Origin of the sequence: Micromonospora sp. KLBMP9576, assembly GCF_050941805.1 — a bacterium.
Classification (GTDB): domain Bacteria; phylum Actinomycetota; class Actinomycetes; order Mycobacteriales; family Micromonosporaceae; genus Micromonospora.
The window spans coordinates 2,043,331-2,057,122 of the sequence record NZ_CP194567.1 but is presented as its reverse complement, the minus strand read 5'-3'; the positions used below and the strand labels follow the sequence as shown (position 1 = coordinate 2,057,122).

General features: G+C 75.1%; 12 protein-coding genes. 2 read left to right on the top strand and 10 right to left on the bottom strand.

Annotated elements, in window-relative coordinates; all coding sequences use genetic code 11:
• Nucleotides 1-20: 20 nt before the first annotated feature.
• The 6 genes from ACQ452_RS09255 to ACQ452_RS09230 form a co-directional block, all read right to left on the bottom strand.
• Nucleotides 21-1,898 (bottom strand): ABC transporter ATP-binding protein, encoded by a 1,878-nt coding sequence (locus ACQ452_RS09255; protein ID WP_433392239.1) that lies wholly within the window; start codon nucleotides 1,896-1,898, stop codon nucleotides 21-23.
• Nucleotides 1,895-3,607 carry an ABC transporter transmembrane domain-containing protein gene (locus ACQ452_RS09250; RefSeq protein WP_433392236.1) on the bottom strand — a complete coding sequence of 571 codons (1,713 nt, stop codon included), beginning with the start codon at nucleotides 3,605-3,607 and terminating at the stop codon, nucleotides 1,895-1,897. Before ACQ452_RS09250 ends, ACQ452_RS09255 begins: the two co-directional genes overlap by 4 nt.
• A gap of 118 nt (nucleotides 3,608-3,725) precedes the next feature.
• A complete protein-coding gene (locus ACQ452_RS09245; RefSeq protein ID WP_433392233.1) occupies nucleotides 3,726-4,559 on the bottom strand; it encodes an ABC transporter ATP-binding protein in 834 nt (277 codons plus the stop codon).
• Nucleotides 4,556-5,590 carry a FecCD family ABC transporter permease gene (locus ACQ452_RS09240; protein ID WP_433392230.1) on the bottom strand — a complete coding sequence of 345 codons (1,035 nt, stop codon included), beginning with the start codon at nucleotides 5,588-5,590 and terminating at the stop codon, nucleotides 4,556-4,558. Before ACQ452_RS09240 ends, ACQ452_RS09245 begins: the two co-directional genes overlap by 4 nt.
• Nucleotides 5,587-6,630, bottom strand: a complete 1,044-nt coding sequence (locus ACQ452_RS09235; protein WP_433392227.1) for a FecCD family ABC transporter permease — start codon at nucleotides 6,628-6,630, stop codon at nucleotides 5,587-5,589. The genes ACQ452_RS09240 and ACQ452_RS09235 overlap by 4 nt, the downstream gene beginning before the upstream one ends.
• Nucleotides 6,627-7,670 (bottom strand): iron-siderophore ABC transporter substrate-binding protein, encoded by a 1,044-nt coding sequence (locus ACQ452_RS09230; protein WP_433392225.1) that lies wholly within the window; start codon nucleotides 7,668-7,670, stop codon nucleotides 6,627-6,629. Before ACQ452_RS09230 ends, ACQ452_RS09235 begins: the two co-directional genes overlap by 4 nt.
• A 203-nt stretch (nucleotides 7,671-7,873) precedes the next feature.
• Here ACQ452_RS09230 and ACQ452_RS09225 point away from each other — a divergent pair, with 203 nt between their 5' ends.
• The gene (locus tag ACQ452_RS09225; protein WP_433392222.1) at nucleotides 7,874-8,671 is read left to right on the top strand and encodes a siderophore-interacting protein; all 798 of its coding nucleotides are present in this window, start codon (nucleotides 7,874-7,876) and stop codon (nucleotides 8,669-8,671) included.
• A gap of 9 nt (nucleotides 8,672-8,680) precedes the next feature.
• On the opposite strand, the gene ACQ452_RS09220 is transcribed toward ACQ452_RS09225, so the two are convergent.
• Genes ACQ452_RS09220 through ACQ452_RS09205 form a run of 4 tightly spaced genes read right to left on the bottom strand, consistent with a single transcriptional unit; the run spans nucleotide 8,681 to nucleotide 12,636 of the window.
• The gene (locus tag ACQ452_RS09220) at nucleotides 8,681-9,991 is read right to left on the bottom strand and encodes an aspartate aminotransferase family protein (protein ID WP_433392220.1); all 1,311 of its coding nucleotides are present in this window, start codon (nucleotides 9,989-9,991) and stop codon (nucleotides 8,681-8,683) included.
• On the bottom strand, nucleotides 9,992-11,017 hold the full coding sequence (locus ACQ452_RS09215) for a hypothetical protein (RefSeq protein ID WP_433392219.1): 1,026 nt from the start codon (nucleotides 11,015-11,017) through the stop codon (nucleotides 9,992-9,994).
• The gene (locus ACQ452_RS09210) at nucleotides 11,014-11,328 is read right to left on the bottom strand and encodes an acyl carrier protein (RefSeq protein WP_433392217.1); all 315 of its coding nucleotides are present in this window, start codon (nucleotides 11,326-11,328) and stop codon (nucleotides 11,014-11,016) included. The genes ACQ452_RS09215 and ACQ452_RS09210 overlap by 4 nt, the downstream gene beginning before the upstream one ends.
• Nucleotides 11,329-11,355: 27 nt before the next feature.
• Complete coding sequence (locus tag ACQ452_RS09205) at nucleotides 11,356-12,636, bottom strand: glutamate-5-semialdehyde dehydrogenase (RefSeq protein ID WP_433392215.1); 1,281 nt, start codon at nucleotides 12,634-12,636, stop codon at nucleotides 11,356-11,358.
• A 193-nt stretch (nucleotides 12,637-12,829) separates the two neighbouring features.
• Here ACQ452_RS09205 and ACQ452_RS09200 point away from each other — a divergent pair, with 193 nt between their 5' ends.
• Nucleotides 12,830-13,792 (top strand): BtrH N-terminal domain-containing protein, encoded by a 963-nt coding sequence (locus ACQ452_RS09200; protein ID WP_433392213.1) that lies wholly within the window; start codon nucleotides 12,830-12,832, stop codon nucleotides 13,790-13,792.

Genomic DNA, 13,792 nt, shown 5'->3' with positions numbered 1-13,792 from the left:
CTGGCGACCGCGTCGACGGCCTAGCTGTCCTGGCCCGCCGGCACGCCGCGCCGCCGGGGAGCGGGAAACTCCGCACCGCCCGGGCGGGCCACGGCCTCGGGCGCACTCCAGGACCGCCACAGCCGGCTGTAGCCGCCCCCCGCCGCCAGCAGCTCGTCGTGCGTGCCGTGCTCGACGACGCGCCCGTGTTCCAGGACGACGACGCGGTCGGCGGTGGCCGCCTGGCTGAGACGGTGGGCGACGACAAGCGTGGTGCGGCCCTCGGTGGCCGCCACGGCGGCGCGGTCGAGGTCGCGCGCGCCCGCGCTGCCGGCCTCGGCGGTGGCCTCGTCGAGGACCGCGACGGCGGGGTCGGCGAGGACGAGGCGGGCCAGGGCGAGCTGCTGGGCCTGGGCGGCGGTGAGGCGTCGACCGCCCTCCCCCACCCGCGTGTCGAGGCCGTCGGGCAGGGTGCGCAGCCAGCCGGTGACGCCGACGAGATCGCAGGCGGCCGTCAGCTCGGCGTCGGTCGCGTCCGGGTCGGCGAGACGCAGGTCGTCGCCGAGGGTCCCGGCGAAGACGTGCACCTCCTGGCTGACCAGCGCGATCTCGCGGCGCACGCGGTGCTCGCCCAGTTCGGCCAGGGCAGTGCCGCGCAGCCGCGCCGTGCCGTGTGTGGGGGCGACGATCCCGGCGGCGATGCCGGCCAGGGTGCTCTTGCCCGCCCCGCTGGCCCCGACGAGAGCGACGCGTTCGCCGGGGGCGAGCCGCAGGGCGACGTCCTTGAGCACCACGGGTCCGTCGTCGTAGCGGTGCTGGTCGACGACGACCTCCAGCGCTGCCGGTGCGGCCTCCGCCGGCGCCGGTTGCGCGCGGACGGGCGCGCGGCGGTCGGGGGCGGCGGTGTCGGGTAGGGAGGTGACGCCGACGAGGCGGGCGAGGCTCGCGCCGGCCTGCAGTACGGAGTCCGACTGCAGCAGCAGCAGCCCGATCGGGTTGAAGAGGCGATGGAAGTAGAGGGCGGCGGTGGTGGCCGCGCCGACGGTGGCCAGGTCGTCGCGGACCAGCAGGAACCCGGCGAGCAGCACGGCGGCGAGCCCCACGAACTCGGCCCGGTTGACCCGCAGCCCGAAGCGCGTGTGCAGCCCGAAGATCTCCAGCGACAGGTCACGGGCGGCGGCCGAGCGGTCGGCGATCCGGGCGACGTGGGCGTCTTCCATCCGGTAGGCGCGTACGGTCGCCGCGCCGTGCAGCGCCCCGGCCATGGCCTGGGAGCGCTCGCCGGTCGCCACCCGCTCGCGCGCGTAGTACGGCACCGACCGCTTCAGGTACCAGTAGAGCCCCAGCGCGTACGCGGGGGCGGCGGCCAGCCCGGCGAGGCCGAGGCGCCAGTCGAGGGCGAAGAGCCCCAACGCGGTCAGCACGATGGACAGCAGCGCGCCGAGGAAGGCCGGCCCGCTGGTGGCGATCACGTTCGTCACCACGGCCACGTCGTCGCCGGCGCGGGCCACCAGGTCCCCGGTGCCGGCGCGTTCGAGCGTGGCCGACGGCAGGTGCAGGGCGCGGTCGAGGACCCGTTCACGCAGCCGCGCCAGCACGGTCTCGCCGAGCCGGGCGGCGAGCGCGGCGCCGGCGGCGGTGAGCAGCCCCGCGAGCAGCGCGGCGCCGGCGATCACCCCCGCCCAGGCGACGATCCGTGGCGTGCCGGCGGCGGCGATGACGTCGTCGACGAGGCGGCCGAGGACCCAGGGGGCGACGAGCCCGGCCGCGGCGGCGGCGACCAGCAACGTCCCGGCGGCGGCGCTGAGCCCGGGCAGCCGGGCGAACTCGGCGCGCAGGGCGGCCCAGGTCTGCCGGGGGGTGGCCGTGGGCAGCAGTTGCCGGGCCGGTACGCCGGCCGTGTTCGGTTCGTCGGTCACCGCAGGACCTCTTCCCGGTAGCGGGCGTCGCTCGCGAGCAACTGTTCGTGCTGGCCCTCGGCGACGACCCGCCCGCCGTCGATGACGGCCACCCGGTGCGTGATGCGCAGCAGAGCGGGGCTGTTCGTGACCAGCAGCGTGCCGCGGGCCGCCACGGCGCGGGCCCCGGCCAGCCCTTCGGCGAGCTGCACCTCGGTCACCGCGTCGACGGCCGTGGTGGGGTTGTGCAGCACCAGCACCGGCGGGTCGGCGGCGAGCGCCCTGGCCAGCCCGATGCGTTGCCGCTGCCCGCCGGACAGGTTCGCGCCCCGCTCGGTGAGCTGGCGGTCGATGCCGTGCGGGTGCGCGGCGAGCACGTCCTCGGCCGCCGCGGCGCGCACCGCCGCCCGCAGGAGCGTCTCGTCGACGTCGGCGCCGGCGGCGAGGTTCTCGCGCAGCGTCCCCTCGAAGAGCGCCACGTCGTGCTGCTCGACCAGCAGGGTGCCGCGTACCGCGTCGATGTGCAGCTCTTCGGCGGGCACGCCGTCGACATAGAGCGTGCCCCGGTAGTCCTCCCGGGGTATCCGGCCGGAGAGCAGCGCGACCAGCGCCTCGGCCTCCCCCGGGTCGTAGGCGAGCACGCCCAGCACCTCGCCGGCGCCGACGCGCAGGCTGACGTCGTCGAGCCCGGCGTAGCCGACGGTGTCGAGAGCGAGCCGTGTCGGTGCCGGGGCGGGTGCCCCGGCGGTGCCCGGCCGGGTCAGCGGCGCGGCGCCGACCACCCGGGCGACCCGCCCCGCGGAGGCGCGGGCCATGGCGAACAACTGCACGCAGAACCCGAGCGTCTGCACGGGCTCCGCGATGAACTGGGCCAGCCCGACGACGGCGACCAGTTCCCCGATGGTGAGCCGGCCCTGCAGCGCGAGCCAGCCGGCGACGCCGGCCACCGCCGCCAGGAAGAGGCCGTTCACGGTGGTGGTGAGCCCCAGGTGCAGGCCCTTGGTGGTGGCGGCGCGCAGGGTCACGTCGAGGGCGTGGCGGCTGGCGGCGGCGTACCGGCGGGCGGCGTGGTCCTGCGCGCCGATGCCCCGCAGCACGCGCAGGCCGGTGACGAGGTCCACGGCGAGCGAGGTGGTGGCCGCGAGGGCCTCCTGCTGGGAGGCGCTGCGCCGGGTGAGCAGGGGCGCCATCCGCTGCAGGGCGACGACCACCAGGGGCACCCCGACGAGCACCCCGAGGCCGAGCGGGACGTCGACGACGAGGAGCGCGACGGCGGCGACCACGACGGCGGTGAGCGCGGCGGCGGCGAGCCCCGCGACCCGCACGACGAGCGCGGACAGCTCGGCGTCGGAGGCGGTGACGGAGAGCAGCTCGCCGTCGCGCATCCCGGAGCGGCGTCCGCGCGGGTCGAGGGCGCTGCCGGCGATCTCCACCCGCAGGGCGTACGCCTCCTGCTCCAGGGCGGCGTAGGACAGGCGGGCGCCGGAGCGGTAGGCGAAGGCGAGGACGGTGAAGAGGGCCGCGAGACCGGCGAGCGAGAACAGCAGCGCGCGCAGGTCTCCGGTGGCGACCGCGCGGTCGATGACCACGCCGATCGCCACCGGCACGAGGGCCTCGGTCGCCTGGTGGGTGCAGAGCAGCGCGACGCCCGCCACCAGACGGGCGCGGTGGCGGCGCAGGGCGCGACGCAGCACCGCCGCGCCGCTGGTCCCGTCGCCCGGCACCGTCATCGGAGCTCTGCGGGAACGAAGGATGATGTGTGCACGAGCCGCGCCCTCCCAGCGATCAGGGGACAGGTTAGCCTGCCCTAATTCCGCGCGGCGCCGGGGCCCGTACGGGCCGGTCGCGTCAGGCGCCGGCGGCGACGCCGGGTTTCGCGCCGGTCCCGACGTGGTGGCGGCCGATCGGCAGCATCAGCGGCTTCTGCGACGTCGGGTCGACGATGACCTGGCTCTCGAGGCCGAAGACGGCGCGTACGCACTCCTGCGTCAGCACCTGCGCCGGCTCGCCCGCGGCGTGCACCCGGCCGCCGGCGAGCGCCACGAGGTGGTCCGCGTAGCGGGCGGCGAGGTTGAGGTCGTGCAGCACCATGACGATCGTCGTGCCACGCGTCAGGTTGAGGTCGGTGAGCAGGTCCAGGACCTCGACCTGGTGGCTGACGTCGAGGAACGTCGTCGGTTCGTCGAGCAGCAACAGGTCCGTCTGCTGGGCCAGGGCCATCGCGATCCACACCCGCTGCCGCTGGCCGCCGGAGAGCTCGTCGACCGGGCGGTCGGCGAGCTCCGCGGTCTGCGTCGCGTCCAGGGCGGCCGCCACGGCGGCGTCGTCCTGCCTGCTCCACCGGGAGAACACGCGCTGGTGCGGGTTGCGGCCGCGACCGACGAGGTCGGCCACGGTGATCCCCTCGGGCGCCGTGGGCGCCTGGGGAAGCAGGCCGAGGGTACGGGCCAGTTGCCTGGCCGGCAGCCGGTGCACCTGCTTGCCGTCGAGCAGGACGTGGCCGGCGCGGGGCGCCAACAGCCGCGACATCGATCGCAGCAGCGTCGACTTGCCGCACGCGTTCGCGCCCACGATCGCCGTGATCTTCCCCGGGGGCACGACCAGGTCGAGCGAGGAGACGACGACGCGGTCGGCGTAGCCGAGCGTGAGGCTCTCGACCGCGAGCGTGTGGGTGGTGGTCACAGCGAGCCTCCCGCGCGGTTGGTACGGATGAGCAGGTAGATCAGGTAGGGCGCGCCGAGCACCCCGGTGACGACGCCCACGGGGTAGCGCGTGTCGAAGGCGTACTGGCCGATGAAGTCGGCGACGAGGACCAGCAGGGCGCCCACCAGCGCGGAGGGCAGCAGCAGCGATCCGGCCGGGCCGACGATCCGGGCGGCGATCGGCCCGGAGAGGAAGGCCACGAAGGCGATCGGCCCGGTCGCCGCGGTGGCGAAGGCGATCAGGCCCACCGCCGCGACGATGACCAGGATCCGGGTGCGTTCCAGGCGGACCCCGAGCGCCGCCGCGGTGTCGTCGCCGAGCTGCATCATGGAGAGGTTGCGGGCCTGGCCCAGCAGCACCGGCGTCAGGACGGCCACGGCGAGGGCCACCGGCACGGTCTCCCGCCAGGTGGCGCCGTTGAGGCTGCCGGTCAGCCAGCGCATGGCCTCCTGCAGGTCCCACTCGGCGGCCCGGGTCAGCACGTACGCGGTCACGCTGTCGAGCATGGCGGCCATTCCGATGCCGATCAGGACGAGGCGGGTGCCGGCGACCCCGTCCTTGAACGACAGGAGGTAGATGACCAGCGCCACCACCAGCGCGGCGACGATCGCGAAGGCGGAGACCCCCGCCTCGCCGAGGTGCAGCGTCACGATCGCGAAGGCCGCCGCGGCGCTCGCGCCGGAGCTGATGCCGATGACGTCGGGGCTGGCGAGCGGGTTGCGCAGCATCGTCTGGAAGGTGACGCCGCCGATCCCGAAGCAGGCCCCGGCCAGGACCGCGAGGGCCGCGCGCGGCAGGCGGAGCGTGCCCACCGTGAACGAGGCACCGGGGACGTCCTCGCCGGCGATCACCGCCAGGACGTCGGCCGGCGGGTAGAAGGTGCGTCCCGCCATCAGCGAGACGGCGAACGCGCCGACCACGAGGACGGCGAGCCCGACCAGCACGACGAGTCGCCGCCGCGTACGGCGGATCCGGCCGCGCGTGACGGCCTCGAGGGTCGTGGCACTCACAGCTCGCGCACCTTCTGCCGGCGGACGATGTAGATGAAGAACGGGGCGCCGATCAGCGCCGTGACGATGCCCACGTCGATCTCCGCCGGGCGGGCCACCACCCGGCCGACGACGTCCGCGGCGGTCAGCAACGACGCGCCGAGCAGCGCGGAGAACGGCAGCAGCCAGCGATGGTCCAGCCCGACGAGCAGGCGGCAGACGTGCGGGACGACCAGGCCGACGAACCCGATGGGTCCGGCGACGGCCGTCGCGGCGCCGCAGAGCAGCACGGAGCCGGACGCCGCGAGGCCGCGTACCACGGCGACCCGCTCGCCGAGCCCGGCCGCGAGTTCGTCGCCGAGCGCGAGCGAGTTCAGGGCGCGCGCCGACAGCAGGCAGATCGCGAATCCCACGGCGAGGAACGGCAGGGCCTGCCGGATGCCGTCGTAGCTGGCGCCGCCGACCCCGCCGACCTGCCACGAACGGAAGTTGCCGGCCACGTCGTTGCGGGGCAGCACGAAGGCGCTGATCAGCGACGCGAGGGCGGCGGACGTGGCGGCGCCGGCGAGCGCGAGCTTGAGGGGTGTGGCGCCGCCGCGCCCGAGGGAGCCGACGGCGTACACGAAGACGGCAGCGACCGCGGCGCCGAGGATCGCGACCCAGAGGTAGCTGGCCGCCGTGGAGAGGCCGAACACCACGATGCCGGTGACCACGGCGAGCGACGCGCCCATGTTCACACCCAGGATGCCGGGGTCGGCCAGCGGGTTGCGGGTCACCCCCTGCATCACCGCGCCGGCCAGGCCGAGCGCCGCGCCGACGGTCACGGCGAGCAGGGTCCGCGGGATCCGTTTCGTGACGGCGGCCTGTTCCATGGTCTCGTCCGCGCCCTGGAACGCGGCGAGGATGTCGGACCAGCCGACGTTGCGGGACCCCAGCGCGACCGACGCCACCATGAACGCCAGCAGCACGGCGACGGCGACGAGGAACCACAGCAGGCGTACCCGTGCCGGACGTCGCCGTGCGGCGACGTCCGGCACGGCGGGCGGGTCGAGCCGGGTCATGACACCTGGTCGGCGGCCTTGGCGAGCATCGCGACGTAGTCGTCCAGCACGAACGGGATGGCCAGCGGCGTGGGGTTGGCCGCGGTGCCCAGCGGCGTGGTGCCGGAGAGCATGACCACCGAGCCACGCTTGATCGCGGGGATCTTCGACAGCAGCGGGTCGGCCTGCGCGGCGGCGAGCAGCTTGTCGTCGCCGTACGCGACGATGATGTCCACGTCGTCGAAGACCTGGATCTGCTCGGCGCTCTGGGTCAGGGTGAACTTGTCGGTGCCGGCGGAGAGCGTGGCGATGCCGGCCGGGACCTTCATGCCGAGGTCGGTGAAGAACTGGGCCCGGGTGTCGTGCGTCGTGTAGAAGCCGATCTTGCTGAGGTCGGTCGGGTCGATGTGCGTCATGAACATCGTCGACTTCCCCGCGAGCTGCGGGTGCTTCGCGGCGGCGTCGGCCATCTGCTTCTCGAAGTCGGCGATCAGCGCGTCGCCCTCCTTCGCCAGGCCGAGGGCCTGGCTCTCCAGCTTGATGGTGTCGCGCCACGCGGTGGCCCAGGGCGCCTTGGGGTACGCGACGACCGGGGCGATCTTGCTGAGGGTGTCGTAGTCCTGCTGGGTCAGCCCGGAGTAGGCGGCGAGGATGACGTCGGGCTTGGTGTCCGCGACCGCCTCGAAGTTGATCCCGTCGTTCTCGTCGAACAGCACCGGCGCGGTGCCGCCCAGCGCCTTGAGCTTCTCGGTGACCCACGGCAGGACGCCGTCGTTGTCGTCGTCGCCGAAGTTGGCCTTCGCCATCCCCACGGGCACGATGCCGAGGGCCAGCGGAACCTCGTGGTTCGCCCAGGCCACGGTCGCCACCCGCTGCGGCTTCTCCTTGATCGTCGTGGTGCCGAGCGCATGCGTGATCGTGACGGGGAACGCTGCCGTGCTGTCGCCGGCGGCGGCGTCCTCGGCCTTCGACGACCCGCCACAGGCGGTGAGTGCCAGTGTGGCGGCCAGGGCGACGGCCCCGGCCAGGAAGCGATGTGAGCGCATGGGGCTGAACTCCATTGGTAAGGGGAGCCTAACCTAACACCCGCACCGGGCCCTCTCGATCGCGGGTACGCCCCGGCAGCCCGCCCACCAGCCAACCTCCGACCAACGCCCGCCACCGGATCGCTCAGCACCGCGGCTCGGAACCCGACTAAGGCAGGATAGGCTAGCCTAACTACGGCCGGCGCGGGCCGACCCACCGTCCACGAAGGAGCGAGACCATGACCGTCGGGACCATTCCGGTAGAGGCCGGGACGATCAGGCGGCCGATGCTCGCCGAGGTCGTCGCCAACCGGCCGCTCACGCCGCACCTGCGCCGCATCACCCTCACCGGCGCGGAGATCGACCGCTTCGGCTACGACGGGCCGGACCACCTGGCACGGATCTTCCTCGCCCCCGCCCCCGACGCCGGGCTGCACCTGCCGGACTCCGCCCAGTGGTGGCCCGCCCTACAGGCCATGCCGGAGGAGCAGCGGCCGGTGGTCCGCAACTACACCGTCCGGCGGCTGGACACCGAGCGGCGCGAGCTGGACATCGACTTCGTGCTCCACGGCGACGGCGGGCCGGGCTCCGCCTGGGCGCGCAACGCCGCCCCCGGCCACCGGATCGGCCTGCTCAGCGACGGCGCCGCCTACGCACCGCCCGCCGACACCGACTGGCAGCTACTGGTCGGCGACGAGACCGCAATGCCGGCGATCACCGCGGCCGTCGAGGCGATGCCGCCGTGGACCCGGGCGATCGCGCTGCTCGAGGTCGGGTCCGCGCAACACCGGATCGAGGTGGACACGCCCGCCGGGGTCACGCTGACCTGGCTGCACCGCGACGACGCACCGGCGGGCGGCAGTGCCACGATGATCCGCACGCTACGCGAGCTGGCCCTGCCGCCCGGCACGCCGTACGCCTTCGTCGCGGGCGAATCCACGATGGTCACCACCGTCCGCCGGCACCTGTGCACCGAACGCGGCTTCCCCAGGGAGCGCGTCTACTTCGGCGGCTACTGGAAGGCCACCGCGCACTGACCGGCGGAGTCAGGAGTGGGCGAGCAGCCGGCCCCCGACCTGCCCGGACGACTGCTCGACGGCCTCACGCAGGCCCCGCTCGAACAGCTCGACGAGGAGGTCGACCTCGCCATCGGTGATCACCAGCGGCGGCGTGAGGAGAACCAGGCTGCCGCAGAGCGACACCAGCAGGCCGTGCCGGAGGCAGGCCTGCTTGACCGCCGTCATGACCGCCGCGTCGAACGGCTCACCCGCGTCGTCGGCGAGGGTCACGGCGACCATCAGGCCCGGCCCGTGCACGGCGCGGACCGCCGGCAGCCGCCGGCCCAGCTCGCGCAGCGCGGCGGTCAGCTGGGCGCCGCGCTCGACCACGTTGCGCAGGACCGCGCCCTCGGCGAACTCGTCGAGGACGGCGTCGGCCGCCGCGAGCGCCAACGGATGCCCGTCGCTGGTCGAGCCGTGCGGGAAGACGACACCGGCGGCCAGCGCCGAGGACAGCACCGCGCCGGTGACGGCGATCGCCGCCAGCGGGGCGTACCCGGCCGTGATGCCCTTGCTCAGCAGCATCATGTCGGGGTCCACGCCGAGCCGCTCGGCGGCAGTGAGGCTGCCGGTGCGGCCGAAGCCGGTGGACACCTCGTCGAAGATGAGGTGGATACCGTGCCTGTCGCACAACTCCCGGGCGGCCCGCAGGTAGTCCGCGCACAGCTCGACGACGCCGGTGCCGAGCACCGGCTCCAGCAGGATCGCCGTGACCCGCTGCGGCCCGAGCGAGGCCACGGCGTCACGCAGCGCGTCCGCGTCGCCCGGAGGCACGTGCCGCACCCCCGTGGCGAGCGGCTCCTGCAACCGGTGCAGCGGCGCCTCCCCGGTCAGGCCGCTGGCGAGCCCGCCCACCCCGTGGTAGCCGTCCCACAGGGCGATCACCCCGGTCCGCTCCGGGTGACCCTCGTGCCGGCGGATGAACCGGGACAGCATCACCGCACCCTCGACGGCCTGGGCCCCGGTGGTGCAGAAACGCACGTGCGCCAGGTCGCCGGGCAGAGCCGCGACGAGCCGGCGCGCGTACGCCAGGGCCAGGGCCGTCGGCTGTTCGTGCCGGATGAGCTGGGCGACCGGCAGGGCGTCGAGCTGGCGATGGATCGCCGCCCGGACGCGGGCGTTGTCGTACCCGAGGGCCGCGTTCCACAGGGCGGACCGGGCGTCCAGGTACCGCCGTCCGGTGACGTCGCGGACGAAGCAGCCCTCGCCGGACTCCAGGGCCCGGTGGCGGTGCTCCTCGTCGGTGGCGCCGCTGAGGGCGCCGAACCACAGTGCCGGTCGGTGCTGGTCGGTGGTCATCTACGCAGCCCTCTTCTCGCGGGGTTCGGACCCGGCGAGCACGTCACCGAAGCGGTGCCAGCCGGATGCGGTCAGGACGGTCGTCAGGTCGTGCTCGGCCTGGCGCAGCGGAGCGAAGGTGGCCGCCACCAGGGACGGCCGGGGCCGCCCCCGGGCGGCGGAGTCGGCGGCGAACCGCAGCGCCATCGGCAGCCCCTCCCACGCGTCGCGGGCCGCGACGACCGCCCCGTGCTGCCGTGGGTCGAGCGCGACGTGCTCCAGCAGGTGGGCGCAGCGGTAGGTGTGGTGCTGCGCGGCGGCCCACAGGTCCTCCACGAACCGGGCCCGGCGGCCGGCGGCGTCGAGGCCGGCGAAGAAGTCGGCGAGCAGGTCCAGCACGGTGAGCGGGTCCGTGTGCCAACCGCCGGGGTCGACCTCAGGGGCGGGTGCGGCCGGGTCGGCGGCCAGCCACAGCGCCCGGCCGGGCGGTGGCGCGGTCGGCACGCCGAGGGCGTGCGCGGTCCGCAGGTGGTGTTCCGGGCCGAGCGTGGGCGGCGGCGTCATCGCCGCGAGCAGGGTGCGGGTGTCCACCCAGCCGGTGAACGGCTCCTGGCGGCCGGCCGGCAGCAGGGCCGCGAAGTCGTCGACGACCCGCCACCGGCCCCCCGCGTGCCCGGTGACCAGCAGGAAGTGCGGGGCACTGTCCTCGGCGGTCGCCGGCGACCACGGCAGCGCGCCGGTGTGCACGACCACGATCGCCTGCCCGGCGCGGGCCAGCTCGTCGGCCAGCCCGTCGACTGTCGCGCCCGGCGCGTGGCGCCAGGTCAGCCGGCTGCCGTCGCCCAGGTCGGCGAGGTCGTGGCGGTGGTGGGAGAAGGCGAGCAGGTCTCCGGGCAGGACGCGCACGGCCAGCCGCACGGACCGGGCGATCCGGCCCGCCGGATCCGCGTACGTCCGGCGCAGGTAGCGGGCGACGGCGGCGGAGTAGCAGCTCAGCCCCGCCGGCGCGGCGGTCGCCGACGGGGTGAGCAGCGCGTTCCGGCTCACGCCGGGCCGCCCGGCGTCAGCGCGCGCTCCGCCCGGGGCGGGCAGGCCGAGGCGACGAGCGCCGCGAGGTCGGCGACGGTGTGCACCTGCCGGCCGGTGAACAGGTCGTCCGGCAGCGTCACGTCCAGTTCGTCCTCGAGACGGATCAGCATGCCGAGCAGGCCGAGCGAGGTCACGCGGAGCAGCGGGCCGTCCAGGGGCTCGTCGTCGGCGACCCGCTCGGCGGCGATGGCGAGGCGGGATTCGCGCACGACCATGCGCTTGACGGCGGCACGCACGTTCTCGGGGACGGGATCGACATCGTGGGACACGGGATTTCCTTCCTGCCGGTCGGGGGGTCAGGGGGTCCGGAAACGGACGGCGCCGTTGCCCTCGACCCGCCAGCTAGAGGTGGTCAGGTCGCTGAGGGTGACCGGGCCACGTACGTGCAGCCGGCCGGTGCTGATGGCGATCTCGGTGCCGATACCGAGGCTCGGGCCGTCGTGCAGCCGCACGGAGCCGTTCACCACGACCGCCGCCGCGTCGACCCGGCGGCAGTACTCGTCGGCGACGCGCGGTGAGCCCGTGACGATCCCCTCCGTGTGGCCGGTGCCGTAACGGGCGACGTGTTCCACGGCGGCGTCGAGTCCCGCGACGGCCCGCACCGCGAGGGTCGGGCCGAGGAACTCCCGCCCGTCGTCGGCCTCGGTCAGCGGCTCCACCGTCAGTGCCTCGGTGAGTTCGGGCGGTACGCGCCCGGCGATCGCGTCGTCCACCCGCAGGGTCAGGGCACGCACGTCCGGCGCGTCGGCGTGCTTGGCGAGGGTCCGCAGGAACCGGTCGGCGACGGCGTCGTGCAGCAGGGCCATCTCCAGGGCCGTGCAACCCTCCGGTTCGGGCAGTTTGCCGTCGAGCACCAGCCGCACGGCCAGGTCGGGATCGGCGTCGGCGTGCACGTACTGGTGGTTGACGCCGCCACCGCCGACGATCATCGGGATCCGGGAGGTGGCCCGGCACCAGTCGACGAGGCTCGGGCCACCGCGCGGCAGGAGCACGTCGACGGCGTCGTCGCGGCGCAGCAGCTCCCGCAGGCCGGCCCGGTCGACGCCGGCCAGCACCTGGGCCAGCGCGCCGGGCAGGCCCGCCTCGGTCAGCGCCCGGGTGAGCAGTTCCCCGAGGACGGCGTTGGTCTCGGCGATCTCGGTGCCGCCCCGCAGCAGCACCGCGTTGCCGGCACAGATGGGCAGCACCGCCCCGTCGAGCGTCACCGTCGGCCGGGCCTCGTAGATCATCAGCAGCACGCCGAGGGGACGCCGGACCCGGCGGGCCAGGGCGCCGCCGATGCCCTCGTACTCCCGGCCGGCCGGCAGGCCCCGGTCGAGTTCGTCGGCGACGGCGGTGGTCAGCGCGGTGACCCGGGGGCGCTGCGCGGCGGTGAAGTGGATCCGCCGCAGCAGGGGCTCGGGAAGGCCCCGTCGCCGGCCGGCGGCGACGTCGCGGGCGTTGGCCTCCTCGATCCGGTCCCAGTTGCCCTCGACGACCTCGCCGAGCGTGCCGACGAAACGCCGGTAGGCGGGATCACCCACGGGCGGGGCCTGGTCGGTGGCGGCGCGGGCCGCGCGGAGTACGTCATCGAGCATGGTCGGTCCAATCGCGTCAGCTCGGCACCCTCCCCCGAACGGTGGAGGGACCCTCCCACCGAATGACACGTCGTGACCCGCTGACAACCGGTTGTCCACTTGCTGCCTCAAACATGGTTGGCAGCAACAGAGCAATGGGTTGTCGGCCGATCGACGCGGCGTCCAGGGTCGAGTCGGAAGGAGTGATGCTCCCGTGACCGATCTGCTGCGAACCGACGTCGCCGTACCGTGCGGACGCTTCCTGTCCCAGGTGGACGGTGCCCGCCTGGACTGCGTCTCCGACGCCCTGGCGGTGCTGCTCGCCGCGCGGGGCGTGCCGGACGTGCGGGACCCGTTCGCCCGGGACTGGCGCTTCGACCTGCGGGCCGGGCCGGCGCCGGCCCGGGTCGCCCTCCCCGCGCCCGACCAGGACGACCTGCTGGCCCGGCGGACCGGGTGGCGGCCCCGCTGGAGCGCCACCGAGCCGGGCACGGCGGCGGACTCCTGGCGGGCCGCGCTGCGCGAGGGCGCCCCGGTCGCGGTGGTCGGCGACGCCTACCACCTGCCCTGGCTGCCCTACCACGGCCACGAGCACATGGAACACGGCTTCGTGGTGGACGGGCTGGACGCGGACGGCACCGTCCACGTCGTCGACCCGTACGAGAACGCGACCGAATGGGGTCGCGCCGTGCCGACGGCCACCCGCGTCGGCCTGGACACGCTGGCCCCGGCGCTACCCGGCGGGCGGTGGGCGGTGCTGGTGGCCGCCACGACCGCCCCCGAGGCGCCGGACCCCCGCGCCCAGGTCGCCGCGAACGTGGCGGCCGTGCGGGCCGCGGCGGACAGCGGGGCGTACGAGCGGTTCGTGGCCGCGCACGCCCCCGCCGGCCGGGACGAGCTGGAGAACCTGACCCTGCAGACGTGGCTGCTGGCCCGGGACCGTGGCCTGCACGCACGCTGGCTCGCCGACCTTCCCGCCGAGGCGGTGGACCCCGGGTTCGTCGCGCGCTTCGCCGACGTCGAGCGCGGCTGGCGGCGGGCCACGGAGACCGCCTACCTCGCGTTGCGCCGGGTCCGCGGCGGCCGGCGCGCACCCGGCGCCGCGCTCGACGCGCTGCGCACCGTCACCGCCGCCGAGGTCGATCTCGCCCGCACGCCGGGCAGCGAACAGGAGTGA

Excerpts from the sequence above, each read along its gene's own strand:
- ACQ452_RS09250 (WP_433392236.1), bottom strand. The coding sequence starts at position 3,607 with ATGACGGTGCCGGGCGACGGGACCAGCGGCGCGGCGGTGCTGCGTCGC.
- ACQ452_RS09235 (WP_433392227.1), bottom strand. The coding sequence starts at position 6,630 with ATGACCCGGCTCGACCCGCCCGCCGTGCCGGACGTCGCCGCACGGCGA.
- ACQ452_RS09230 (WP_433392225.1), bottom strand. The coding sequence starts at position 7,670 with ATGGAGTTCAGCCCCATGCGCTCACATCGCTTCCTGGCCGGGGCCGTC.
- ACQ452_RS09225 (WP_433392222.1), top strand. The coding sequence starts at position 7,874 with ATGACCGTCGGGACCATTCCGGTAGAGGCCGGGACGATCAGGCGGCCG.
- ACQ452_RS09220 (WP_433392220.1), bottom strand. The coding sequence starts at position 9,991 with ATGACCACCGACCAGCACCGACCGGCACTGTGGTTCGGCGCCCTCAGC.
- ACQ452_RS09205 (WP_433392215.1), bottom strand. The coding sequence starts at position 12,636 with ATGCTCGATGACGTACTCCGCGCGGCCCGCGCCGCCACCGACCAGGCC.